23 protein-coding genes and 1 riboswitch are annotated in these 23,520 nt (G+C 62.7%); of the genes, 16 read left to right on the top strand and 7 right to left on the bottom strand.

All coding sequences use genetic code 11. The features are described 5' to 3' along the window. The first annotated feature begins 145 nt into the window (after positions 1 to 145). The 3 genes from B2J77_RS17415 (at position 146) to B2J77_RS17405 (ending at position 1,602) form a co-directional block, all read left to right on the top strand. The gene (locus B2J77_RS17415) at positions 146 to 703 is read left to right on the top strand and encodes a hypoxanthine-guanine phosphoribosyltransferase (protein WP_027916613.1); all 558 of its coding nucleotides are present in this window, start codon (positions 146 to 148) and stop codon (positions 701 to 703) included. A 64-nt stretch (positions 704 to 767) separates the two neighbouring features. Further along, on the top strand, positions 768 to 1,238 hold the full coding sequence (locus B2J77_RS17410; RefSeq protein WP_058605728.1) for a hypothetical protein: 471 nt from the start codon (positions 768 to 770) through the stop codon (positions 1,236 to 1,238). A gap of 67 nt (positions 1,239 to 1,305) precedes the next feature. After that, a complete protein-coding gene (locus B2J77_RS17405) occupies positions 1,306 to 1,602 on the top strand; it encodes a PA4642 family protein (RefSeq protein ID WP_058639460.1) in 297 nt (98 codons plus the stop codon). Positions 1,603 to 1,641: 39 nt separating this feature from the next. Here B2J77_RS17405 and mqo read toward each other — a convergent pair whose 3' ends face one another. Beyond that, positions 1,642 to 3,150, bottom strand: a complete 1,509-nt coding sequence (gene mqo, locus B2J77_RS17400) for a malate dehydrogenase (quinone) (RefSeq protein ID WP_058639459.1) — start codon at positions 3,148 to 3,150, stop codon at positions 1,642 to 1,644. Between the two features lie 604 nt (positions 3,151 to 3,754). Next, on the bottom strand, positions 3,755 to 3,988 hold the full coding sequence (locus tag B2J77_RS17395) for a hypothetical protein (RefSeq protein ID WP_078479102.1): 234 nt from the start codon (positions 3,986 to 3,988) through the stop codon (positions 3,755 to 3,757). Between the two features lie 166 nt (positions 3,989 to 4,154). Between B2J77_RS17395 and B2J77_RS17390 the strand changes: the two genes are divergently transcribed. Then, entirely contained in the window at positions 4,155 to 4,736 is a 582-nt protein-coding gene (locus tag B2J77_RS17390; RefSeq protein ID WP_023534676.1) for a YajG family lipoprotein, read from the top strand. A 67-nt stretch (positions 4,737 to 4,803) separates the two neighbouring features. Here the strand turns inward: B2J77_RS17390 and B2J77_RS17385 are convergent, their stop codons facing one another. Continuing rightward, positions 4,804 to 5,010: a hypothetical protein gene (locus tag B2J77_RS17385; RefSeq protein WP_058639457.1), complete on the bottom strand. Its 207-nt coding sequence runs from the start codon at positions 5,008 to 5,010 to the stop codon at positions 4,804 to 4,806. Between the two features lie 159 nt (positions 5,011 to 5,169). Between B2J77_RS17385 and B2J77_RS17380 the strand changes: the two genes are divergently transcribed. After that, positions 5,170 to 5,430, top strand: a complete 261-nt coding sequence (locus tag B2J77_RS17380; RefSeq protein WP_058639456.1) for a hypothetical protein — start codon at positions 5,170 to 5,172, stop codon at positions 5,428 to 5,430. Positions 5,431 to 5,488: 58 nt separating this feature from the next. Here B2J77_RS17380 and B2J77_RS17375 read toward each other — a convergent pair whose 3' ends face one another. Further along, positions 5,489 to 6,655: a 1-acyl-sn-glycerol-3-phosphate acyltransferase gene (locus B2J77_RS17375; RefSeq protein ID WP_058639455.1), complete on the bottom strand. Its 1,167-nt coding sequence runs from the start codon at positions 6,653 to 6,655 to the stop codon at positions 5,489 to 5,491. A 127-nt stretch (positions 6,656 to 6,782) separates the two neighbouring features. On the opposite strand from B2J77_RS17375, the gene B2J77_RS17370 reads away from it, so the two are divergent. From B2J77_RS17370 to B2J77_RS17355, 4 genes are all read left to right on the top strand, one after another. After that, the gene (locus B2J77_RS17370; RefSeq protein WP_058605735.1) at positions 6,783 to 6,968 is read left to right on the top strand and encodes a CPXCG motif-containing cysteine-rich protein; all 186 of its coding nucleotides are present in this window, start codon (positions 6,783 to 6,785) and stop codon (positions 6,966 to 6,968) included. Further along, positions 6,968 to 7,228 carry a putative signal transducing protein gene (locus B2J77_RS17365; RefSeq protein WP_058605736.1) on the top strand — a complete coding sequence of 87 codons (261 nt, stop codon included), beginning with the start codon at positions 6,968 to 6,970 and terminating at the stop codon, positions 7,226 to 7,228. Before B2J77_RS17370 ends, B2J77_RS17365 begins: the two co-directional genes overlap by 1 nt. A gap of 15 nt (positions 7,229 to 7,243) precedes the next feature. Continuing rightward, on the top strand, positions 7,244 to 7,864 hold the full coding sequence (locus B2J77_RS17360) for an SOS response-associated peptidase (protein WP_078479101.1): 621 nt from the start codon (positions 7,244 to 7,246) through the stop codon (positions 7,862 to 7,864). A gap of 124 nt (positions 7,865 to 7,988) precedes the next feature. Further along, positions 7,989 to 8,807, top strand: a complete 819-nt coding sequence (locus tag B2J77_RS17355) for a M48 family metallopeptidase (protein WP_058605868.1) — start codon at positions 7,989 to 7,991, stop codon at positions 8,805 to 8,807. 58 nt (positions 8,808 to 8,865) lie between these two features. On the opposite strand, the gene B2J77_RS17350 is transcribed toward B2J77_RS17355, so the two are convergent. The 3 genes from B2J77_RS17350 to B2J77_RS17340 all read right to left on the bottom strand — a co-directional run bounded on the left by B2J77_RS17350 (position 8,866) and on the right by B2J77_RS17340 (position 11,732). Beyond that, on the bottom strand, positions 8,866 to 9,450 hold the full coding sequence (locus tag B2J77_RS17350; protein ID WP_023534668.1) for a TMEM165/GDT1 family protein: 585 nt from the start codon (positions 9,448 to 9,450) through the stop codon (positions 8,866 to 8,868). An 88-nt stretch (positions 9,451 to 9,538) separates the two neighbouring features. Further along, a riboswitch (yybP-ykoY riboswitch) is annotated at positions 9,539 to 9,678 on the bottom strand. Positions 9,679 to 9,720: 42 nt separating this feature from the next. Continuing rightward, positions 9,721 to 10,716 (bottom strand): class I SAM-dependent methyltransferase, encoded by a 996-nt coding sequence (locus B2J77_RS17345; protein ID WP_078479100.1) that lies wholly within the window; start codon positions 10,714 to 10,716, stop codon positions 9,721 to 9,723. Positions 10,717 to 10,766: 50 nt separating this feature from the next. Next, on the bottom strand, positions 10,767 to 11,732 hold the full coding sequence (locus B2J77_RS17340; RefSeq protein WP_078479099.1) for a 2-hydroxyacid dehydrogenase: 966 nt from the start codon (positions 11,730 to 11,732) through the stop codon (positions 10,767 to 10,769). A 203-nt stretch (positions 11,733 to 11,935) separates the two neighbouring features. Between B2J77_RS17340 and B2J77_RS17335 the strand changes: the two genes are divergently transcribed. The 7 genes from B2J77_RS17335 to B2J77_RS17305 all read left to right on the top strand — a co-directional run bounded on the left by B2J77_RS17335 (position 11,936) and on the right by B2J77_RS17305 (position 23,486). Then, the gene (locus B2J77_RS17335; protein ID WP_058639451.1) at positions 11,936 to 13,618 is read left to right on the top strand and encodes a fatty acid--CoA ligase; all 1,683 of its coding nucleotides are present in this window, start codon (positions 11,936 to 11,938) and stop codon (positions 13,616 to 13,618) included. Positions 13,619 to 13,925: 307 nt separating this feature from the next. Further along, positions 13,926 to 15,812: a DUF1302 domain-containing protein gene (locus tag B2J77_RS17330; protein WP_078479098.1), complete on the top strand. Its 1,887-nt coding sequence runs from the start codon at positions 13,926 to 13,928 to the stop codon at positions 15,810 to 15,812. 25 nt (positions 15,813 to 15,837) lie between these two features. Next, positions 15,838 to 17,202 (top strand): DUF1329 domain-containing protein, encoded by a 1,365-nt coding sequence (locus B2J77_RS17325; RefSeq protein WP_058605862.1) that lies wholly within the window; start codon positions 15,838 to 15,840, stop codon positions 17,200 to 17,202. 271 nt (positions 17,203 to 17,473) lie between these two features. Further along, entirely contained in the window at positions 17,474 to 20,188 is a 2,715-nt protein-coding gene (locus B2J77_RS17320) for a LuxR C-terminal-related transcriptional regulator (RefSeq protein WP_078479097.1), read from the top strand. 158 nt (positions 20,189 to 20,346) lie between these two features. Continuing rightward, on the top strand, positions 20,347 to 21,954 hold the full coding sequence (locus B2J77_RS17315; protein ID WP_058605873.1) for a tetratricopeptide repeat-containing response regulator: 1,608 nt from the start codon (positions 20,347 to 20,349) through the stop codon (positions 21,952 to 21,954). Further along, positions 21,951 to 22,643, top strand: coding sequence for a sensor histidine kinase (locus B2J77_RS17310; protein WP_058639448.1), 693 nt, complete (start codon positions 21,951 to 21,953; stop codon positions 22,641 to 22,643). Before B2J77_RS17315 ends, B2J77_RS17310 begins: the two co-directional genes overlap by 4 nt. A gap of 126 nt (positions 22,644 to 22,769) precedes the next feature. Further along, positions 22,770 to 23,486, top strand: a complete 717-nt coding sequence (locus tag B2J77_RS17305; protein ID WP_023534691.1) for an OmpA family protein — start codon at positions 22,770 to 22,772, stop codon at positions 23,484 to 23,486. Positions 23,487 to 23,520 lie beyond the last annotated feature (34 nt).

Below are 23,520 nucleotides of genomic sequence, written 5' to 3'. Positions count from 1 at the left end.
CGGGCAAAAAAACCGCGCTAGATTAATCTATTCAGCCTGTGCTGTCGTCTGATCATTTTGCACGTTAGTCCATAAACGCTTGATCTGTGACGAGCGGATGCGTACCTTTGCCCGCTTTTCCAAAATGCACCTCCTGGAGAGCGCCATGTCCGCCGATCTCGAGCATATCCGTCAAGTCATGCGTGAAGCAGACTGCCTGTACACCGAAGCCGAAGTCGAAGCGGCCATCGCCAAGGTCGGCGAGCAGATCTGCCAAGAACTGCACGACAAGAACCCCGTGGTGTTCTGCGTGATGAACGGCGGCCTGATCTTCGCCGGCAAGCTGTTGACCCACCTGCAGTTCCCGCTGGAAGCCTCGTACCTGCACGCCACCCGTTACCGCAACCAGACCAGCGGCGGCGAGCTGTTCTGGAAGGCCAAGCCGGAAGTCTCGTTCATCGACCGCGATGTGCTGATCGTCGATGACATTCTCGACGAGGGCCACACCCTCAGCGCCATCATCGATTTCTGCAAGCACGCCGGCGCCCGCGCCGTGCACACGGCCGTGTTGATCGACAAGGACCACGACCGCAAGGCCAGCCCGGACCTCAAGGCCAACTACGTGGGCTTGCCGTGCATCGATCGCTACATCTTCGGCTACGGCATGGACTACAAGGGCTACTGGCGCAACGCCAACGGCATCTTCGCCGTCAAGGGGCTCTGAGCGCAGCCTACCTGCCGCTCAGGTGCAGCATGCTAGAGTGCTCCTTCAAGCCAAGGAGCCTCACATGCGTGCGTTCATCCCGTTCCTGCTGGCAGTCAGCTTGCCCCTGGCTGCCGCGCCGATGCACAGCCAATTCCTGCCGCCCGATGACCAATCCCTGCGTCAGGCAGCGCCCACCGCTCAGCAACTGCTTCAAGTCACCGACTACACCGTGGTAGTCGGCGCCCAGCGCCAGTCGGACCAGCAACCCATTCCGATCACCTCATCCTTGCAGGTGCGCCTCAAAGGCAAGCCCTTGAGCAAGGCGGCCACCATGACCCAGGTGCTGCTGACCTTCGACGGCGAAGCGGCCAAGAGCCTGAAAAAGCCGGTCTACGACGAAAAGACTCGCACGCTGAACTTGAATTATCCGCTCAGTGATTACCGGGTCATCATGGACCTGCTGCGCAACGAGACCCTGTATGTGCAGTTTCTCACCTATGCCAACGGGCACATCTGGGCGGACCTGCACACTGGCACCGTACGTACGCGTTGAGGCTCGCGCGCGGCGGAAGGTACACTGCCGCCCTTTGAACATCGTGATGGTCCAGTTGGAGTCGGCAATGCGTAAAGACAAGAAACAGGTAATCGGTGACGAAATCAGTGACGACTACATCAAGGCGTTTCTCCAGTTCGAGCCCGCCGATGGGGTCACGTCGCCCTCGCTGCACAAACTGGTAAAGGCGTACCGCGGCTTGCGCGTAGATGACTTCCGGCGTTTCGTCGGCTTCTTCGTCGAAGCAGGCTTCGACCTCGATGGCAAGGACGAGCATGGCAAGACGTTCGCCGAGCAGATTGCCGATCAGCGCAATGGCGACGAGTACATCGAAATCATCGAAAACGCCCGCTCAGGGGCATAAAAAAACGCCCCGAGGGGCGTTTTTCACTGGCCGGGCGGTTCATGCGTAATGCTTGGCTGCCGGGCTGCTTTGCACCAGGTCCAGTGCCGCATCGTTATCGGCGCTGATTTTCTTGTAAAGCGCAGCGTCGGTGGCCAGGGTCTTCTCGCGTGCCGGGAAGATCTCCTTGAGCTTGGCTGCCCAGGCACCTTTCGCCTGCTCCGGGAAGCAGCGCTCGATCAGCTCCAGCATGATCGAGACCGTCACCGAAGCACCGGGCGATGCGCCCAGCAGCGCCGCCAGGCTGCCGTCCTGGGCAGACACCAACTCGGTACCAAACTGCAGAACGCCGCCTTTTTTCGGGTCTTTCTTGATGATCTGCACACGCTGGCCAGCCACTTCCAGACGCCAGTCTTCGGCCTTGGCTTCGGGGTAGAAGCGACGTAGCGATTCCAGGCGCTGCTCCATCGACTGCATCACCTCACTGACCAGGTACTTGGTCAGGTCCATGTTGTCACGGGCCACCGCCAGCATCGGGCCCAGGTTGCCCAGGCGTACCGACAGGGGCAGGTCCAGCAGCGAACCGTGCTTGAGGAACTTGGTGGTGAAGCCGGCGTACGGCCCGAACAGCAAGGATTTCTTGCCGTCGACCACGCGCGTATCAAGGTGCGGCACGGACATGGGCGGCGCGCCGACGGCGGCCTGGCTGTAGACCTTGGCCTGATGCTGGCTGACGATTTCCGGATTGTCGCAACGCAGCCACTGGCCACTGACCGGGAAGCCACCGAAGCCCTTGCTTTCGGGGATGCCGGAGGCCTGCAACAGCGGCAGGGCAGCGCCACCGGCGCCGAGGAACACGAAACGGGCGTCCACTTCGCGGCTGCCGCCGCTGTTGACGTCCTTGATGCTGACCGTCCAGCCGGCGCCGTTGCGACGCAGGCCCACGACCTTCTTGCAATACTTGACCTGCGCGTCGGGCGCCTCGCCCAGTAGCTTGAGCAGCTTGTTGGTCAGGGCCCCGAAATTGACGTCGGTACCCTTGAGCACGCGAGTGGCGGCAATGTGCTGATCAGCCGGGCGGCCCGGCATCATCAGCGGCATCCACTCGTTCATCACGGCCTTGTCTTCGGTGTACTCCATCTCGGCAAAGGCGTGATGCTGCTTGAGCAGTTCATAGCGCTTCTTGAGGAAGGCAATACCCTTGTCACCCTCGACGTAGCTCAGGTGCGGTACCGGGTTGATGAACGCCCGCGCCGGGCCGAAGTTGCCTTTCTTGCTCAGGTAGGCCCAGAACTGGCGAGACACCTCGAACTGGGTATTGATGTGCACGGCCTTCTTGATGTCGATGCTGCCATCAGCGGCCTGGGGCGTGTAGTTCAGCTCGCACAAGCCGGCGTGGCCGGTGCCTGCGTTGTTCCAGGGGTTGGAACTCTCTGCGGCCCCGGAGTCCATCGCCTCGACCACTTCGAGTTTCAGGGTCGGGTCGAGCTCCTTGAGCAGTACGGCCAGGGTGGCACTCATGATGCCTGCGCCTACCAGTACTACATCAACCGATTCGTTCTGCGCCATTTAACGCGTCTCCACAATCTACAGCTACCTAATTGACAGCACAGGATCACCGGGTTCTCCAGGATCGCCATGTCCGACTTTTCGCAGTTCATGCAACGTCCGCGGACACCGCCAACCAGTCTTTGGGTTTGCCTATTGAACCCTGTTTGCCCCAGGTGCGGCAATTCGACTTATGGTCAACGACCGTCGGATACGCTATGCAAGCCGCTCAGACACGCATCCAGGTTGGGGCCATTTGCTGCCTGTTCAGGGCTGAAGGGGACACACCTGCCGCTTTTGCACATGCCAGATTGTTCATTTGCTCGCCACACTCTTGTGAAGTAGTGAAAACCGTTTTTTCACGCTCTTTTGGAGACGTGAACCTCAAAAGGGGACTGCGCGATGGCAACCCGCAGGTTCTATGCAGTGTGACGGCCATGGAAGCAGGCACGACAGCCGATGCAAGACCTGAGTGGAAGGCTCTCTGTGGGCGAGGCGGGTAGATTTGCCGTGTTCAGACGGCGGATGCGGGGCCCGATCAGGAGACGTCCTTATAATCGGGGGGAGATTATAGCGAGGTCGCAGCCAGAAATGTCGCCATTTCGCGGTTTTATTGCAGGGTTTTTCAGGCAGCCAGGTTGCGTTGATGCCAGCGGCGACTTGTCGGCTTGCAAACCCGGGCACCGTCCGGCAGTGCATGACCCAGCCAGGCAAGCTGCACCTCGTGCATCTGCACCCAGCCATCGCCCTCAGGTACTTGCGAGCAGTGCTTGAAGGCCAGGCACGTGCCATTCATGTCGAGCAGGGCGTAGGCGGTGTGGCGAGGAGCAGGCAACAGCAGGTGCAAAAGCGAGACCATGGCAGATGTCCTGTGCAGGTGAGCGTGCAGCCACATTAAGCGTTGCCGGTTAAGCGTTTGTGACAACCTCGGACGTACCGGGTGCAAGCGGTGCACGCCGCTTGTAGCCAGGCCCTTGCCGCTAGGTATACTGTGCGCCATCGCCGCATTTTCTGGAGAATCGCGCATGTTGCAACGACTGTTGTTCGGTTTGATCACCGTAGCCAGCCTCAGCCTGGTCGGTTGTGCCCACAGCCCGCAACAACTCAATCCGCAGCCCAAGCTCACGGCGCAACTCACCCCGGTGGGGCAGGGGCAGCCGGTGGTGGTGCGAGTGGTAGACGGCAGGCCTTCACCGTCGCTGGGCACTCGCGGTGGCATGTACCCGGAAACCAGTACCATCAGTGTCAGCGGCAACCAGGTGGTGCCCAAGCTGCAGGCCCAGGCCGAGGCTGCCGTGCGCTTGCTGGGCTTTACGCCCACCACTGCAGGCAACGCGCCCCAATTGACCGTTACCCTGGCCGAGCTCAAGTACCAGTCGCCCAAGGACAAACTGTACGTGACCGAAGCCACCATCGGCGCCACCTTCCGTGCTGACGTCGCCAACAATGGTCGCCGCTACACCGGTCGCTATGGCGCTTCGCTGGACCAGCGCTTTGGCATGGCGCCGAACCAGGACACCAACACCCAGTTGGTCAGCGATGTGCTGAGCGACGCGCTGACCCGATTGTTCAAGGACCCGAGCATCGGTCAGGTGCTGGCGCAGTAACGCTCAAGGGTTCACCCGAACCGCTGCCCGGTGACGGCCAGCGGTTTTTTTATGCCGCGTACCGGCATCAGGCCGTGGCTATACGCAGGTCCAGCAGGCTGATCCCGGTCTGGACATCCACCTCGGGCCAGTGCTCATGGGCATGCCCGCCCAGGGCGCAGTAGACCAGCCATTGACGGTCTTGCACATTAATGGCCAGGCCATCGACGAGCGCCTGTTGCTCATCACTCTGGGCAACGAGGTAGAGGCGGTCCTGGTTTTCGGCATGCAGCATGACAAGCTCCGGTTCGAGAAAGGACGACAGGGTGGCCTGTTCTGATGACGAACCGATGACAGATGAAATTAAATGACACGCGGTCGCTGCCGTGCAGGCAGCGCCAGGTGGGTTGGGTAGAATGCTGGCTTTTGTTCTGGTCTACGCCGAGGTGACGCGATGTCCATGCACATGCTCTGGGGGCTGATTGCCGCCCATCCCACCAAGCTCATCAATGTGCTGGCCTTGCTGCTGACGTGTCCGGGCGGGCTGCTGTTGCACAGTGCCAGGCGTAGCGCGGCCGATGCACAGCCAGGGCCGGGAGAGCTGCAAAGGCCGTATGCGCGATTCGCAGGGTGGGTGCCCAGGCAGCGCTACGGCCTGGGCTTCGCCTGCCTGGCCAGTGCGCTGGTGCTGTCGTGGGTCAGCACCTGGGCCTGAGCACAATCGGGGCTCATGCTGATCGGGACGCTCGCGTTCAACAGCACCCCCTCACTGCTCAAGCAAGCGGTGCCTGCTGCCTGACCTGATACTGATTGCGCACCGGCGTCGCGTACTGCAACACCAAGTAAGGCCGTTGCTCTTCGGGGCAGGCATCCAGCCGGCGCTGCCATTCTTCCTTGGCCTTGGCCAGTTCGTCGGCAGGGAACACCTGCTCGGCGCTTGGCACCTGCAGCGTGTCATCCTGCTCGGCCCACATGGCGTAGGCCAGGTAATGCACCGGGAACAGTCGATAACCGCCGAGTATCTGCCGGTCGATTTCCGCGGCCAGCTGCTTGGTGTCCTCGTAATACTGGGTCACTGGCGGTGCAAAGTTGATGTGCACGCGACCTTTGTAGCCGGTGATGCCCTTGGCGATGCTGTGGTCGTCCTCGCCAGGTGCCTTCTGGTAGGTACCCGTGGTGGCGCGGATGTACAACTCACGGGCCTTGGCCTGGTCGCAGGGGTCGTATTCGTAGCTGATCGATACCGGCGTCAGGTTCAGGCTCTGGATGACCGCGCCGAACGCCTCGTCCTTTCGACTCATGTGGAACATCTTGAGGATGGCCGAATCGGTCCGGTCGTCGCCATCCTTGGCGCGGCCTTCGGCCTGGGCGATCCAGATGGAGGTCGCGTCGTTGACGATGGAGTGATTGATATAGGCCGACAGCAGCTGGTAGGCGGCCAGCTTCTCGCGGCGGCCGGCGATCGAGCGGTGCACGATGAAGCTCTTGTTGAGCCGCATGAGGTCGCTGACAAACGGTTTTTGCAGCAGGTTGTCGCCAATGGCGATGCGCGGGGTGGGCAGGCCGGCGTGGTACACCGCGTAGTTGACGAATGCCGGGTCCATGACGATGTCACGGTGGTTGGCCAGGAACAGATAAGCCGTGCCGGCCTTGAGCTGTTCCACGCCCGAATAGGTCACGCCATCGGTGGCGCGGTCGATGGTGCGATCAACGTAGTGCTCGACCTTGTCCTGCAGGGTCGATACACAGGTCACACCAGCGAACTCCTTGCGCAGGCGCCGGGCGATCAGCGGTTTAAGCAGCCAGCCAAGGGCACCGGCCGCACGCGGGAAGCGAAAATGAGTCAGGATATCGAGGAATGCCGGGTCGCTGAGCAGGCGTGCCAGAACTCCAGGGACCTCAGCGTCGTCGTATGGTCGGATGGCATCGAATTCGCCCATCATGCTCTCTTGTTGGAAACGGCTAGGGTAATAATGAAGTACGGGCAGGCTCCGAAAAACGGCTCGGACGCACGTGGCCCTGTAAACAGAGCGGCAATTATACGCATAACTCGTCGTGGAGGCCCTGATGCTGGAAACAGAGTTCTACGATTGCCCTTATTGTGGCGAGCGGGTGGAAACCTCCGTCGATCTGTCTGGCGGCGACCAGGTGTACACCGAAGACTGTCAGGTGTGCTGTCAGCCGATCGTGTTCGTGCTGCAGGTGCATGACGACGAATGGATGCTCGATGTCAGACGTGAGGACGATGCGTGATGAGGCGTATCTACGAACCCGAAAGCCTGCTCGAAGCAGAAATGCTGGCCGGTATGCTCGCCAGCGAAGGGGTGCAGGCGCACCTGGTGGGCCGCGACCTGGTCGGGGCGACCGGCGAATTGCCCCTGCACGGGCTGCTGGGCTTGTCGGTGGCCGATGAACAGGCCGAATACGCACGGCAGTTGATCGATGCGTACAATGGCGCCCAGCCGCTGATTGGCGACGAGCCGGAGAGCTTCCCCGGTACCTTGATCTGCTAGGTTTAGAATTACCTCATGTGTGGACGTTACGCCCTGTTCCGCTGGCCCCAAGCATTGGCCAGCCTGCCTGGCTTTCCCGCCGGGCAGCCCGCCCAGTGGAATATTTCGCCCGGCAATACCGTCCTCATCCAGCGCCAGCTGGACGGGCAGCTGCAAGTGGCCAAGGCGCGCTGGGGCCTGACGCCGCCGTGGCTCACCGACCTTTCCCGCACCCCCGCCCATGCCCGCGCCGAAACGCTGGCCGAGCAGCCGATGTTCCGCGAAGCCTTTGGCCAACGACGCTGCCTGATACCGGCCAATGGTTTCTATGAGTGGCGAGGCAGCGTGCGCAAACGGCCCTTTTGGCTGACACCGGGCGAGGGGGCGTCGCTGTATTTCGCCGCTGTGTGGGAGGCTTATGCCGTACAGGAACAAGTCTGGCTCAGCTGCGCCGTGGTCACCCAGGCGGCGATGAATCAACGTAGGCCCCTGATTCTGGACGAAGCAGGGCAGGCTGCCTGGCTGGACCCGCAGACGCCGCTGATCCGTTTGCAGGAATTGCTGGCAAGCCCCTCGGTGCCCTTGCGCGAGCGGGCCCTGGCACCTTTCGTCAACGACCCGAAACTGGACGCGCCCGAGTGCCTCACCCCGGCCTGAGTGCCAGTGCATGCTCGGTTGCTCGCCGCGCACAGCGGGAGGGTGTGCAAAATCTTCCCTGCGGCTATGGCGGCCCACCCATGAGTCATCCTAGGATACGGCGCATGTAAAAAGGAGTGTTTCCATGCGTAAGTCTTTTGTCATCAGCCTAATGAGCGCTGGCATCCTGCTCGCTGGCTGCCAAGGGGTGAACACCACCAGCGGCGGTGCGGTGGGCGTTGAGCGCAAGCAGTACATGTTCAGCATGCTCTCGCCCGACGAGGTCAACACCATGTACGCCCAGTCGTACCAGCAGACCCTGGGCGAAGCGTCCAGCAAGGGCTTACTCGACAAATCCAGTGCAGATGCCAGGCGCGTACAGGCCATCGCCAACCGTTTGATCGCCCAGGCGCCCCAGTTCCGGCCGGACGCTGCGCAGTGGAAATGGGAAGTCAACGTGATCAAGAGCGATGAGCTCAATGCCAACTGCGGGCCAGGCGGCAAGATCATCGTCTACACCGGCCTGATCGATCAGCTCAAGCTCAACGACGCCGAGATCGCGGCCGTCGTCGGTCACGAAATCGCTCACGCCTTGCGCGAGCACAGCCGTGAAGCGATGTCCAAAGCCTACGGCGTGGAAATGGCGCGCCAGGGTGCAGGCGCCATCTTCGGCCTGGGTCAGGACAGCATGGCGCTGGCCGACACCGTGGTGAACTACGCCATGACCTTGCCCAACAGCCGGGCCAACGAGAACGAAGCAGACCTGATCGGTCTTGAGCTCTCGGCGCGTGCAGGCTACGACCCGAACGCGGCCATCACGCTGTGGAACAAGATGAGCAAGGCTTCGGAAGGGGCACCACCGGAGTTCATGAGCACGCACCCGGCCTCGGCCAGCCGTATTGCCGCCTTGCAGGCAGCCATCCCCAAAGTCATGCCGCTGTATCAGGCAGCGGCCAAGCCCTAAGGCCCGCTGCAGGCGGGCAAGCAAGTGCCATGAAGGCTCCGCTCTGCCCGCCCGTGCCTCAACCCACCCAGCCGCTGGCCTTCATGGCCGTGTAGACCGCAACGATCGCGAGCACGAAGAACGCGGCGGCCGCCAGGCGGCGAATCAGCGTCAGCGGCAGTTTGTCCGCGGCGAAATTACCCGCCAGCACCACGGGCACGTTGGCGATCAGCATGCCCAGCGTGGTCCCGACGATGACCATGATCAGGTGAGGGTACTGCGCAGCCAGCATGACCGTGGCGACCTGAGTCTTGTCTCCGATCTCGGCCAGGAAGAAGGCGATCAGCGTGGTCAGGAACGGTCCGAAGCGGCGCGCAGGGTTTTCGTCGTCGTCCATCTTGTCCGGCACCAGCGTCCACAGGGCCGTGGCGGTGAAGCTGGCGGCCAGGATCCAATGCAGCGCAGCGTCGCTGAAGAAACTGCCGAACCAGGCGCCCACGGCACCTGCTGCGGCATGGTTGGCCAGCGTGGCGGCGACGATACCGGCAATGATGGGCCAGGGCTTGCGAAAGCGGGCAGCGAGGATGAGCGCGAGCAGCTGCGTCTTGTCGCCGATTTCGGCCAGGGCAACGATTGCGGTGGGTACCAGCAGAGATTCCAGCATCAGGATTCCTACGGGGGCGGGTCGACACGGCTATGACACGTACGACCTCCCCGCCCCGGGTAAGGTGTGCGTGTCATAGGTCTTGTCAAACCCCGGGCCTGTCTGCGCAGGCCTGGCCATGCACGTTTGCATGGTGGGTCGCACGCGCCATGGTCTGTGGACCAAGTATGTTGACGCGTACCGGGCGAGCGTGGCGCTCGCGGGAGACTACTCCCCTAGGACGGTGCGGATTCTGCCTAGGCGAAACGGTTTCGGCAAGCGCTGTTTTTATCAGCGTGTTGCCTGGTAGATCCTGAACCCGTCGGCTTCCTCCAGAACCTGGCAGTTGCCCAACGCCGCTTCGATGATCGGTTTGTAGTGCAGGAAAGTATTGGCTACCAAGCGTATTTGGCCGCCTTTTCGCAGGTGAATGGCCGATTTTTGCAGAAGATTCTCCGATGCCTGGTAATCGGTATGGACCCCGGTGTGAAATGGCGGGTTGCTCAGTATCACCTCCAGGTCCAAAGGGGCCGCATCGATACCGTCACCTTGCACGACCTCGGCCTCCAGGCCGTTGGCCGCCAGGGTGAGGCGGCTGGCGGCCACGGCGAAGGCATCCACATCCAGCATCGTCACGTGGCTGCCAGGGTAGCGCCGTTTCACTGCCGCCCCCAGCACACCAGCGCCGCAGCCGAAGTCCAGCACGTGGCCCTCTGGCAGCGCCTCCAGGTGGCGCAGCAGCACCGCCGTGCCTCGGTCAAGGCGGCCGTGGCTGAAGACTCCAGGCAAGCTCACCACCTGCAAGGGGCCGTCTGGCAGTGACAGCTCGAACTGCTTGGCCAGTGTGTGCAGCGCGGCTGCCTGCGGCGCCTGTTCAACGCTGACCTGCCACAGTTGGCAGTGCCGGGCGCTGTCGAGTTTGCGCGGCTTGCCAAAAGCCTGAAGGTGCCGCGCGACGCTTTCGATCCCTCCGCGTTTTTCACCCACCACGTACAACGTGCCGCCTTGCAGGCGTGCGGCCAGGGTAGTGAGCAGGTAAGCCGCCAGCTCGCGCGACTTGGGAAGAAACAGCACGGCAGTGGGCACGTCCACCGCCGGGGGCTCCACCGCGCAGTGGCAGCGGCCGACAAAGCGGCTTTCGAGCAGGGCGTGATCGCCTGCGTGCCAGGTCCAGGCATGGGCCTGGGGCAGTTGGGCCAACAGGCCATCGGGCGGGGCCCCGGCAATCAGGAGCGGGCCCTGGAACAGCTCTGCCTGGCGGAGCAACACTTCACTGCGCGGGTCCATGGACGACGCCTCCGAAAAATCGCGCAGTGTAGCAGAGCCGCGACTGTGCCTCAGCCGACCACGCGGCGTGCCTGCCCGGCAAAATACGCCTGGGCGTTTTCCGCCAGTTGGCCCACGATCCGCTGGCGCGCCTCGACAGCCCCCCAAGCGCTGTGAGGGGTAATGATCAGGCGCTCGATGCCAGGTTCGAGCAGGGGGTTGCCGTCTGCCGGAGGCTCGACGCTCAACACGTCGGTTGCAGCCCCGCCCAAATGACCACTGCGCAATGCATCGGCCAGCGCCTGCTCGTCGATCAACCCGCCACGTGCGGTATTGACCACCAGTGCACCGGGCTTGAGCAGGGCCAGTTCGCGCTCGCCGATCATGTGCCGAGTGTGCTCATTCAGGGGGCAATGCAGGGTGAGGGCGTCGACCTGTGGCAGCAGTTCATCCAGTGGCAGGCGGTCGGCACGGCTCGGCCGGCCTGGAATCTGCCCGCTCAGCACGCGCATGCCGAAGGCTTCGGCCAAGCGTGCCACCGCACCGCCCAGTTCACCATGGCCGAGCAGGCCGAGGGTCTTGCCCTCCAGCTCGACGATCGGATAGTCCAGCAGGCAGAACTGGCTGGCCTTGGCCCATCGTCCCTCGGCCACCGCCTTGTTGTAATCACACAGGCGCGTGGCCAGTGCCAGCAGCAGGCCCAAGGTGTGCTGGGCAACCGAAGGTGTGCCGTAGCCCTGACAGTTGCAGACCGTGATGCCTTGCGCCCGGGCGGCGGCCAGGTCGACGTTGTTGGTGCCGGTAGCAGCCACCAGAATCAGCTTGAGCTGTGGGTTGGCTTGGAGGCAGGCGGCGTCGAGCACCACCTTGTTGCTGATCACCGCAACAGCGCCTTGAAGACGTTCGGCCACCTGCTCGGGCGTCGTGGCGGCGAACAGCGCCAGTGAATCGAACGACCGGTGCAGCGGCGTCAGGTCCAGGTCGCCCAGGTCCAGGGAGTCGTGGTCGAGAAAAACGGCATGGCGCGAGCTGGGCATAGGTGGGCTCCGGTTCAACAAAAGGGGATGAAGGTCTGGTTGACGCCTGTGGATCAGTGTCCAGCCCCTGCTTGCCGCCCGTCAACGCCTGAAGCCGCAGGCTGCACCGGCTAAATCATTCCTTCGGCTGATTTGACCGGCGCAGTCGCGCACTACAGTGACGCCACGCCTTGCAAGCCCGCGCCTCAATAAAAGGGATATTTATGCTGCAGACCCGTCTCCTCAAGCCCGCCGACGACGCCTACGCCTACCCCCTGCTGATCAAGCGCCTGCTGATGTCGGCCAGCCGCTACGAAAAGACCCGTGAGATCGTCTACCGGGACCAGGTGCGACTGACCTATGCACAGTTGAGCCAGCGCATCGCGCAGTTGGCCAACGTGCTGAGCGAAGCCGGCGTGAAGGCCGGCGACACCGTGGCAGTGATGGACTGGGACAGCCACCGCTATCTTGAGTGCATGTTCGCCATCCCGATGATCGGTGCAGTGGTGCATACCATCAACGTGCGCCTCTCGCCCGACCAGATTCTCTACACCATGAATCACGCCGAAGACCGCCTGGTGCTGGTCAACAGTGACTTCATCGAGCTGTACCAGTCCATTGCCGGCCAGTTGACCACGGTCGAGCGCACTGTGCTGTTGACCGACGGGGTGGATACCCATGCGGCCTTGCCCAACCTGGTCGGCGAGTATGAGCAGCTGCTGGCTGGGGCGAGCACGCAGTACGATTTCCCCGACTTCGACGAACATTCGGTCGCCACCACCTTCTACACCACAGGCACCACGGGCAACCCCAAGGGGGTGTATTTCACCCATCGGCAACTGGTCCTGCATACCCTGGCCGAAGCCTCGGTCATGGGCAGCATCGACAGCGTGCGGCTGCTGGGCAGCAATGACGTGTACATGCCCATCACCCCCATGTTCCACGTGCACGCCTGGGGTATTCCGTACGTTGCGACCATGTTGGGCATCAAGCAGGTGTACCCGGGCCGCTACGAGCCCGAGATGCTGCTCAAGCTGTGGCGCGAAGAGCAGGTCACCTTCTCCCACTGCGTACCGACCATCCTGCAGATGCTGCTCAACTGCCCCCACGGCACAGGTGTGGATTTCGCCGGCTGGAAAATCATCATCGGCGGCAGTGCGCTGAACCGTTCGCTCTACGATGCGGCCTTTGCCCGCGGCATTCAGCTGACAGCGGCCTACGGCATGTCCGAGACGTGCCCATTAATCAGTGCCGCGCACCTCAACGACGAATTGCAGGCCGGCACCGAAGACGAGCGCATCAGTTATCGCATCAAGGCCGGTGTACCCGTGCCGCTGGTCGAAACGGCCATCATCGATGCAGAAGGGCGTTTCCTGCCCGCCGACGGTGAGACCCAGGGTGAACTGGTGCTACGTGCGCCGTGGCTGACGCAGGGCTATTTCAAGGAGCCGGAAAAGAGCCAGGCGCTGTGGGAGAACGGCTGGCTGCACACCGGCGACGTCGCCACGCTCGACAGCATGGGTTTTATCGACATCCGCGATCGCATCAAGGATGTGATCAAGACCGGTGGTGAGTGGCTGTCCTCGCTGGACCTGGAAGACATGATCAGCCGGCATCCGGCTGTGCGGGAAGTGGCTGTGGTAGGGGCGGCCGATCCCCAGTGGGGCGAGCGCCCGTTTGCCTTGGTGGTGGTGCGCGAAGGCCAGGTGATCGACGCCAGGGCACTCAAGGAACACCTCAAGCCGTTCGTAGAGCAGGGGCGCATCAACAAGTGGGCCATCCCCAGCCAGATCGCCCTTGTTACTGAAATTCCCAAGACCAGTGTCGGCAAGCTCGACAAGAAACGCATCCGCCAGGACATCATCGAGTGGCAGGCCTGTAACAGTGCCTTCCTGTCCACCCTGTGAAAGCGGGCATGCGGCAATCTGTCCTGGGCCAACCCGCATGCCAGAGCGGAGCAGTGCTTGCCAAATGGCGCAAATGCGACATTCTTCAGCACGGCCGGGGCGCAATCGGAGCACACAGCACCGCCCAGGCGGCACGGAGCGCAAATCACACTTTAGAGGGATCGAGCGCCTGTGCCTTGGTGGCTATAGTCGGGGCCAGGGGCTTTTCGGGAGGGGAGGGTGAGCAGGCGCTGTCTTGCACACCGGTCGTTCGGGCCATTCCTGAAAGCACCACTGCCATAACAAAAAAGAACATGGAGTAGCGTCGATGAAATCTGCAAACCCGTTCTGGCGCAGGGCCAGGTTGCCCATGGCTGTAAGCCTGGCGTCCACCCTTGCCAGTCCCGCTTTCGCGGTCAGTTTCAACATCGGTGAAATCGAAGGCCAGTTCGACTCGTCGCTCTCCATCGGCGCCAGTTGGTCGACAGCCAGTCCCAACCGCAACCTGATCGGGGTCAACAACGGCGGCAAGGGCCTTTCGCAAACGTCCGACGATGGCCACCTCAACTTCAAGAAGGGCGAGACCTTCTCCAAGATCTTCAAGGGCATCCACGACCTGGAGCTCAAGTACGGCGATACCGGCATCTTCGTGCGCGGCAAGTACTGGTACGACTTCGAACTCAAGGACGAGGGCCGTCAATTCAAGGACATCAGCGACTCCAACCGCAAGGAAGGGGCCAAGTCCTCGGGTGCCGAGCTGCTCGACGCCTTCGTCTACCACAACTACTCCATCGGCGATCAGCCAGGCTCGGTGCGCCTGGGCAAGCAAGTGGTCAGCTGGGGCGAGAGCACCTTCATCGGCAGCGGCATCAATGCCGTCAACCCAATTGACGTGTCGGCGTTTCGCCGGCCAGGGGCCGAGATCAAGGAAGGCCTGATTCCGGTCAACATGTTCTATGTTTCCCAGAGCCTGACCGACAACCTGTCGGCCGAGGCCTTTTACCAGCTCGAGTGGGACCAGACCGTCGTCGACAACTGCGGCACGTTCTTCTCGCAACCAGACATCATTGCCGACGGCTGCACCGATAACCTGCGTGTGCTCAACAGCAGCCGTACCGTGCCTGCCGCCGCTCGCCAGTTCCTGGCCACCCGCGGCGTCAACCTCAACGAAGAAGGGGTGATGGTGCGCCGTGGCGGCGACCGTGATGCCCGTGACAGCGGGCAGTTCGGCGTGGCCATGCGCTACATGTTCGAGCCGCTGGACACCGAGTTTGGCGCCTACTTCATGAACTATCACAGCCGTGCGCCGATCTTCAGCGCAACCGGCGCCTCGCCTTCGGTCTTCGCCGCGATCCCGACCCTTCCAGCGCAGTTGCGTGCATTGGCACCGTTGATCGTGGCCGGCAACTCCAAGTACTTCGTCGAGTACCCCGAGGACATCCGCCTGTATGGCCTGAGCTTCTCCACCACACTGCCCACCGGCACCGCCTGGAGCGGTGAAATCAGCTACCGTCCCAACGCACCTGTGCAGCTCAACACCACCGACATCCTGTTCGCCGGTGTGCGCCCGCTGGGCGGCGCCTTGAGCAACGCTTCGCTGCTCGATGGCGTGCCTGGCCAGGACCTGCATGGCTACCGGCGCAAGGAAGTCACCCAGTTCCAGACCACCCTGACCCACTTCTTCGACCAGGTGATGGGTGCCAGCCGCATGACCGTGGTGGGCGAGGTGGGCGTGACCCATGTCGGCGGCCTGGAAAGCGCCTACGACACACGCTACGGCCGCGACCCGGTGTTCGGCCCCGGCCCGTTGCCCGCCACCGGTGGGGCCAATACCTGCCAGGCGCTCAACACCAGCACCATTGGTGGCGCAGGCGCCGGTGCCTCGACAGCCAACCTGAACCGCAAGTGCGAGAACGACGGCTATACCACCAGCACTTCGTGGGGCTACCGCGCCCGGGTCATCTGGGACTACAACGATGTGTTCGCAGGCGTCAACCTCAAGCCGAGCGTGGCTTGGTCCCATGACGTCTCCGGTTATTCGCCAGGCCCTGGCGGCAACTTCGAGGAGGGACGCAAGGCGGTCAGCCTGGGGCTGGATGCCGAGTACCAGAACACCTACACCGCCAGCCTGTCGTACACCAATTTCTTCGACGGCAAGTACAGCACCGTGGATGACCGCGACTTCCTCGCCCTCAGCTTCGGCGTGAACTTCTAAGCATACGGATCCAGGACGACACGACATGAACAACACCAGAAGTCTGCTGCAAGCCGGTGTGCTGGGCCTGTCCCTGCTGGCTACCAGCGTGATGGCAGCAGTACCGGCCGGCGAAGCAGCCAAGTTGGGTGCCACCCTGACCCCCATGGGCGCGGAAAAGGCCGGTAATGCCGATGGCTCCATCGGGCCATGGCAGCCGCTCTCGAAGACGGCCGGCAGCGTCGATGGCAAAGGTTTCCTCGCCGACCCCTACGGTACCGAGAAACCGCTGTTCACCATCACCGCGCAGAACGCCGAGCAGTACAAGGACAAGCTGTCCCCAGGCCAGATGGCCATGCTCAAGCGCTACCCGGACACCTATAAGCTTCCCGTCTACAAGACGCACCGTGGGGCCACGGTACCGGCCGAGGTGTTTGCTGCAATCAAGGAAAACGCCACTCAGGCCACCCTGGTGGAGGGGGGTAACGGCCTGAACAACTTCCGCACGGCGGTGCCGTTCCCTATCCCGCAGAACGGTCTGGAAGTGATCTGGAACCACATCACCCGCTACCGTGGCGGCAGCGTGAGCCGCCAGGTCATCCAGGCGACCCCGCAGCAGAATGGATCATTCAACCCGGTGTCGTTCTCCGATCAGTTCGTGTTCCGTGATCGAATGAAAGACTACGACCCCAACAATCCAGGGAACATCCTGTTCTACTTCAAACAGGAAGTGACTGCGCCAGCTCGCCTTGCAGGCACCGTGCTGCTGGTTCACGAGACCCTCGACCAGGTCAAGGAGCCGCGCAAGGCGTGGATCTACAACGCCGGTCAACGCCGCGTGCGCCAGGCGCCGCAGGTGTCGTATGACGGCCCGGGGACCGCTGCAGACGGCCTGCGAACCTCCGATAACCTCGACATGTTCAACGGCGCCCCGGACCGCTATGACTGGAAGCTCGAAGGCAAGAAGGAACTGTACATCGCCTCCAACGCCTTCAAGCTCGACGACCCGAAGCTCAAGTACGCCGACATCATCAAGGCAGGGCACATCAACCAGGACCTGGCACGTTACGAGTTGCGTCGCGTCTGGCATGTGGTGGCCACGCTCAAGCCCGGCCAGCGACACATCTATGCCAAGCGTGACTTCTACATCGACGAAGACACCTGGCAAGCCGCCGTGATCGACCAGTATGACGGGCGCAACCAGCTCTGGCGTGTGTCTGAAGCCCATGCGCAGCCGTACTACAACGTCGAGGTACCGTGGATCACCCTGGAAGCCATCTATGATCTGCAATCGGGGCGCTACCTGGCCCTGGGCATGAAGAACGAAGAAAAACGTGCCTACGACTTCGGCTTCACTGCCAGCAAGGCCGACTTCCAGCCTGCGGCCCTGCGTCAGTCAGGCATCCGCTGATACCGAAGAAGTAAGTGACAGGGCCACCCTCGGTGGCCCCATCGCGCCAATGCAGGGGGTGCCAGCCCCCGGCAGAAGCGCCGGGCCATTGCGATAAACCGTCTGAATACCCCGCCAAAACCCCCATTCCAGCGCGCGTCGATCGGCGCTGTTGCTTTTTGTCGTAGTCTTTTTCCGGCGCAGTCTCCCGGCCAACTTCAAATGGAAGGCGTTAACCGCTAGTCTCGCAACCACCCCTACGCCGTATTTGTCCACCCAGAACGAGCCGGCCATGACAGATCTGTCCCGTACGCATGGATGCACCAGCCAGGCCGTGGGCCTGATGGACGAGCATTTCTTTCGACCGCCCTTGCCCGATGGCCATGTCCCGCGTCAGCGCCTGTGCCAGCGCCTGCAAGCCGGGCTGGGTGGGCGGTTGCTGCTGATCAGTGCGCCAGCAGGCTTCGGCAAGAGTTCACTGGCCATCGAGTTCTGCGAGACGCTGCCTGCCCACTGGCGCACGCTGTGGTTGGGCTTGAGCCAGCGAGATGCCGATCCCGGGCGCTTTCTGGAGCGACTGCTCGACGGGTTGCAGCAGCACTGCTCAGCCATGGGAGAGCAGGCGATGGGGTTGTTGAAGATGCGCCAGCGCCACCAGCCGTTTGCTTTCGAGCCGTGGCTTGGCACGGTGCTCGACGCGTTGGCGCTGCACTTGCGCAGCGAGTCGCCCTTGCTGGTGGTGCTGGACGACTACCACCTTGCCCAAGGTCCCGTCCTGGACCACTGCCTGCAATTCTTCCTCAATCACTTGCCCGCAGGCCTCGTGCTGCTGGTAACCAGCCGTCAGCGCCCGGACTGGCACCTGGCACGCCTTCGCCTGTCCCGGCAATTGGCCGAGCTGAGCGAGCAGGACCTGCGCCTGACCGCCGAAGAGTCGCTGGCGGTGCTGGGGCGCAGGCCCACTGGGCTGCGTGGCCAGGCGCTGGACAACCTCATCCAGCGCAGCGATGGCTGGGTGGCCGGGCTGCGTTTCTGGCAGCTGGCCGCTAGCGAGTCCAGCGATGAAAACGTTCTGCCCCAGGCGTTGCACGGTGGCGAAGGCCTGATCCGCGATTACCTGCTCGAAGAGGTGATCGACATACTGCCGGCGCCTGTGCAGCGCTTTCTCGACGAGACGGCATGCCTGGAACGCTTCTGCGCGCCCCTGTGCGATGCGGTACGGCTGCAACAGGACAGCGGCGGCATCCTGAATTTTCTACAATCGCACCAGGTGTTTCTGGTGCCACTGGATGAGCACGGCCGGTGGTTTCGCTACCACCATCTGTTCTCCGACCTGCTTCGCAGCCGCCAGGCACGCGAGGCTTTGACCGAGCGGCACCTGCGCGCCTCTTGCTGGTTCCAGTCCCAGGGCTTGCTGGACGAGGCGGTGGAGCAGGCGTTGCGCGGGGGCGACCTGAACGCGGCGGCCAATCTCGTGCAAAGCCTGTCCGAAGAGCAACTGCTGGCCGAGCAGAACGTCGCGATGCTGCTACGTTGGAAAATGGACCTGCCCGACAGCCTGTTGGTCAGCACACCGCGCCTGATCGTGTTGTACAGCTGGGCCCTTGGCCTGGCGTGTCAGCTCGACGCTGCCGAGGAACTGGCAAGCCATCTGGGGCGCTTTCTGCCGGCGCCTTCTGCCACTGCCCAGAAGTCCATGCTCGCCCAGTGGCTGGCACTGAGCGGCGTGATCGCCAGGGGCCGGGGCGATCGTGAACGCACCCTGACCTGCTGCACCGAAGCACTGCAGAGCCTGCCCTGCAAACGATATGGCCAGCGCCTGGTGTGCCTGTCGACGTTGTCGAACCTGGCAATCGCCGAGGGCGACTTCTGGCGTGCGCGGGGCTGGAACCGGGAAGCGCTGGAGCTGGCGCAGCGCGTCGGCAACCCCCTGTTCGAGGCCCTGGCCCACTACGACAGGGCCCGGGTATTGCACGCCCGAGGCGAGGTCGTGCGTGCACTGGGCGAAGTGCGTGAAGGGCTACAGCGTTTGCACGGGTTGTCTGCACAGCGGTTGTATGCAATCCGGGCGCGGCTGACCTTGTACGAAGGCTATCTGCTGGTCGCGCGCCTGTGTCCGGAGCAGGGCCTGGCTCGGCTGCGTGGTGGCCTGGGCGAGGCACGTGCCTGCCGTGACATCAGTGTGCTTATCGGTCATTGCGTGATTGCCATGCTCGACGGACGGGAAGGGCGCTTCGCCGAAGCGTTCACTGAACTCGCCGAAGCCGAGCGCCTGATGCACATCTGGGACGTGCCACCTGTGTACTACCTGGCGATGATCACCTTGGTCAAATGCGAGCTCTGGCTCGCGCAAGGGCGCATGGACCTTGCCGAATCCTGGCTGTCGCGCCTGGGGCAGACTTACGGCGGCGCGCAGGCGGCCCTGGCGCCCGAATTCCACCCGTTGTTGCCCTGCCATGTCGCGTTGCAGCAAGCCGCACTTGACCGCATTCAGGGGCGTGAGGCGCAGGCGGCACGCAACCTTGAACAGCTTGCCGAGCGCGGCCAGGGCTGTGGGGGCATGATGCTGACAGTGAGCGCTATGTGCCCGTTGATCGCCTTGCACCTTGACCAGGGGCATCAGGCACAGGCAGCACGGTTGCTGCCGGCGCTGCTGCAGGCGGCCAGTGGCGGTGTTCTGCAGCCGTTCCAGGAACTGTTGCAACGCTACCCGCAGTGGCTGCGCGAGCAGGTCCAGGGCAGCGACAACAGTTCGGTTCGGGCCCAGCTGCTCGAGCGGTTGCCCGGCTTGCCATGCACTACCGCCAGTGCTGATGCACTCAGTAGCCGCGAACGGGCTGTGCTTGAGCTGATCGCCCAGGGCTGGTCGAACCAGCAGATCAGCGAGCGGCTGTTCATCTCGCTACACACGGTCAAGACGCACGCCAGCCACATCAACAGCAAGCTAGGGGTCGAGCGCCGCACCCAGGCCGTAGCCAAGGCCAAGGCACTTGGCTTGCTGGAGTGACACTGGCAGGGGGTGCGGCGGGTGGCTAAAATGCTGGCCTGATGCCACCTTTGAAGTGGCGCGTACGCTACGCTTATCTTTTCCGACCGCCTGCCGATACAGCGTTCGGTGGTTCGCCTCGTGCCATCTTTCCATTTCTTCCAGGGCAGGTCGTGTTGATGCTGCAGTTCGGGCAAAAGAGTTTTCTGATCGTTGACGACTTCACCGACTTTCGCACGTCGACCCGCTCCATGCTGCGCGAGCTGGGTGTTCGCGACGTGGACACCGCCGACAGTGGCGAGCAGGCGCTACGCATGTGCGCCCAGAAGCGTTATGACTGCATCCTGCAAGACTTTCACTTGGGCGATGGCAAGAAAAACGGCCAGCAGGTGCTCGAAGACCTGATCATCGACAAGCACATCAGCCACGAATGCGTGTTCATCATGGTCACTGCCGAAAGCAGCCAGGCCATTGTACTGAGCGCCATCGAGCACGAGCCCGACGCCTACCTGACCAAGCCCTTTAACCGGGTAGGCCTTGCCCAGCGCGTGGAAAAGCTCTACCAGCGCAAGGCGCTGTTGAAACCGATTCTCCAGGCACTGGACCGCAACCGCCCAGGCGAAGTGCTGGCAGCCTGTGCCGAGCTGTGCAAGCGCGACCCGCGCCTGGCGCCGCTGTGCCTGCGCTACCGGGCCGATGCGCTGCGCAACCTCAACCGCTTCGAAGAGCTCGAGAAGTTTCTCAAGGCCATTCTCGCCAGCCGCCCGCAGCCCTGGGTCTATGCGGCATTGGGCAGCCTGATGCACAAGCGCGGCCAGCATGCCCAGGCCCAGGCCGTCTACGAGCAGGCGCTCAAGGCCTTCCCGATCATGCCCAGTCTCTACGATGGCATGGCCGATGTGCTGGAGGCGCAAGGCGAAACCAAGCGCGCCCAAGGGCTATTGGAGGAGGCCGTGCGGCTTTCGCCGTTATCGGTTCGGCGCCAATCGAAGCTGGGCAAGCTGGCGTTGGCCAACGAAGACTTCGACAGCGCGTCCAAGGCGTTCCGGCACGCCGTGAATCAGGGGCAGAGCTCACGCTACAAGGATGCCGAGAACAACCTGGGCCTGGTGCAGGCCTTGATGAGCCGTAATGCAGGCTTCGGTCTGGACGCTCGCACCCGGGTCGAGATCAACACCACGCTCAGCGAGGTGGCCAAGGAAAACCCGGAAGACCAAGGCCTTCAGGTGCGTGCCCGCATGATGAAAGCCGCCAGCCTGCAGCAGGCCGGCGATCCGGAGACCGCGGCCAAGCTGACCGACCAGGCCGTCCAGCGCCTGGAAAAGATGAACCAGTTCTTCTCGGTCGATGCGGCCCTGACCGTTGCCCGGCAATTGCAGGCGTCGGGGCAGGATGCCGCGGCCATCGGCGTGCTCAGAAGTTGTGTGGAGAGTTATGGCGACGACCCCAAGGTCATGGAAAGAGTAGGCCAGCTGACGGATGACCCCAGTGTGCTGAACGCCATCACCGAAGCCGTTACGCTCAATCGTCAGGGCGTGCGCAGTTACCAGGGAGGTCAGCTCGGCGAGGCGTTGCAGCTGTTCCGTAAAGCGTTGGGCCTGCAGCCCAGGAACATCAGTATCGCCCTCAATACCGCCCAGGCGCTGCTGCGCATTGGCGGAGAGAATCCTCAGCCTGCGATCATGCAGGAATGCCGCGACGCCTTGACCAGCGTGGCCGGTATCCCCGCCAGCGATAACCGCTATGACCGCTACCGCAAACTGCATACCCGGGTGTTCGGCGCATGAATCTTGATAATCAGGGGCTGGATTTTTCCACGGTGATCGCCTCCACCGTGCACGACCTGAAGAATTCGCTCTCGGCACTGATCCAATCCCACGGCCAGTGGGTCCAGCGCTTGCCCGAAGAGCTGCGCGGTGGCGCGGAACAGGGGGTGATGGAGCATGAGTTCCGGCACCTCAATGGCATGCTGGTGCAGTTGCTGGGCTTGTACAAGCTCGGTGTGAATCAACTGCCGGTATGCCCGGACTACCACGAACTCGACGACTTCATCGAGGCGCAGTTGGCAGCCCACGAAGAAGTCTTGCAGCACAATGCCATCGAGGCGAAGTGGCGCATCGATACCGATAATCCCCTGGGCTTTTTCGATCGCGAGCTGGTGGCATCGGTGGTGACCAACGTCATCACCAATGCCACGCGGTTCGCCGAAAAGGCCCTGTTGATCACCATCGAAGAGGCCGACAACCAACTGGTCATCTGCATCAACGATGACGGGCCCGGCTACCCGGCGCGCATGATCGAACGGCAACAGGAATACATCCAGGGCATCGACTCCACCAGTGGCAGCACGGGCCTTGGCTTGTATTTCGCTGCGCGCATTGCGGCCTTGCATGAAAGCGGCGGCGTGCAGGGCCGCATTGATATCTCCAACGGGGGCGCGCTCGGGGGCGGCCTGTTCCGGTTGTATTTGCCCTGAAGGGTGAACAGAGCGGTGCACAAATGCGCAGGCGGGCGCGGAATTTTCACCCGGCAAGACACTCCAAGCCTGACATAGAGCCGTTCCAGACCTACGGCATACATGACCAACACGAGGAGCTTGCCCATGTTCACCATGCGTCGCCTGATTATCGTCGCAACCACTGCTGCCCTGATGACCGGCTGTGCGGGGCAAAACCCCTATGAGAACCAGGGGCAAGAGGCCGGCGGCATGAGCAAGACCGCCAAGTACGGTGGCCTGGGTGCCCTGGCCGGTGCCGTGGCCGGCGCCGCGATCGATCACAATCACCGTGGCAAGGGTGCACTGATCGGCGCTGCGGCCATTGGCGCCGCGGCGGCCGGCTACGGCTACTACGCCGACAAGCAGGAAGCCGAACTGCGCGCGAAAATGGCCAACACCGGGGTCGAGGTTCAGCGCCAGGGCGACCAGATCAAACTGATCATGCCCGGCAACATCACCTTCGCCACCGATTCGGCCAACATCTCGCCAAGCTTCTACGCACCGCTGAACAACCTGGCCGGCTCGTTCAAGCAGTTCAACCAGAACAACATCGAAGTGGTGGGTTTCACTGACAGCACCGGTAGCCGTCAGCACAACATGGACCTGTCCCAGCGTCGTGCCCAGGCCGTCAGCAGCTACCTGACTTCCCAGGGTGTGGATGCCTCGCGGGTCACCGTGCGCGGCATGGGCCCGGATCAACCGATCGCCAGCAACGCCGATGCCAATGGCCGCGCGCAGAACCGCCGCGTGGAAGTGAACCTCAAGCCGATCCCTGGCCAGCAGTACGACCAGCAGCAGGGCCAGGTTCAGCAGTATCCCTGACCCAAAGGTGGGGGCCACTTGATGGCCCCCGCAT

The organism is Pseudomonas parafulva (assembly GCF_002021815.1).
GTDB lineage: Bacteria > Pseudomonadota > Gammaproteobacteria > Pseudomonadales > Pseudomonadaceae > Aquipseudomonas > Aquipseudomonas parafulva_B.
Note: the sequence above shows the minus strand (reverse complement) of the source record. Positions and strands in the feature narration are given on the sequence as shown.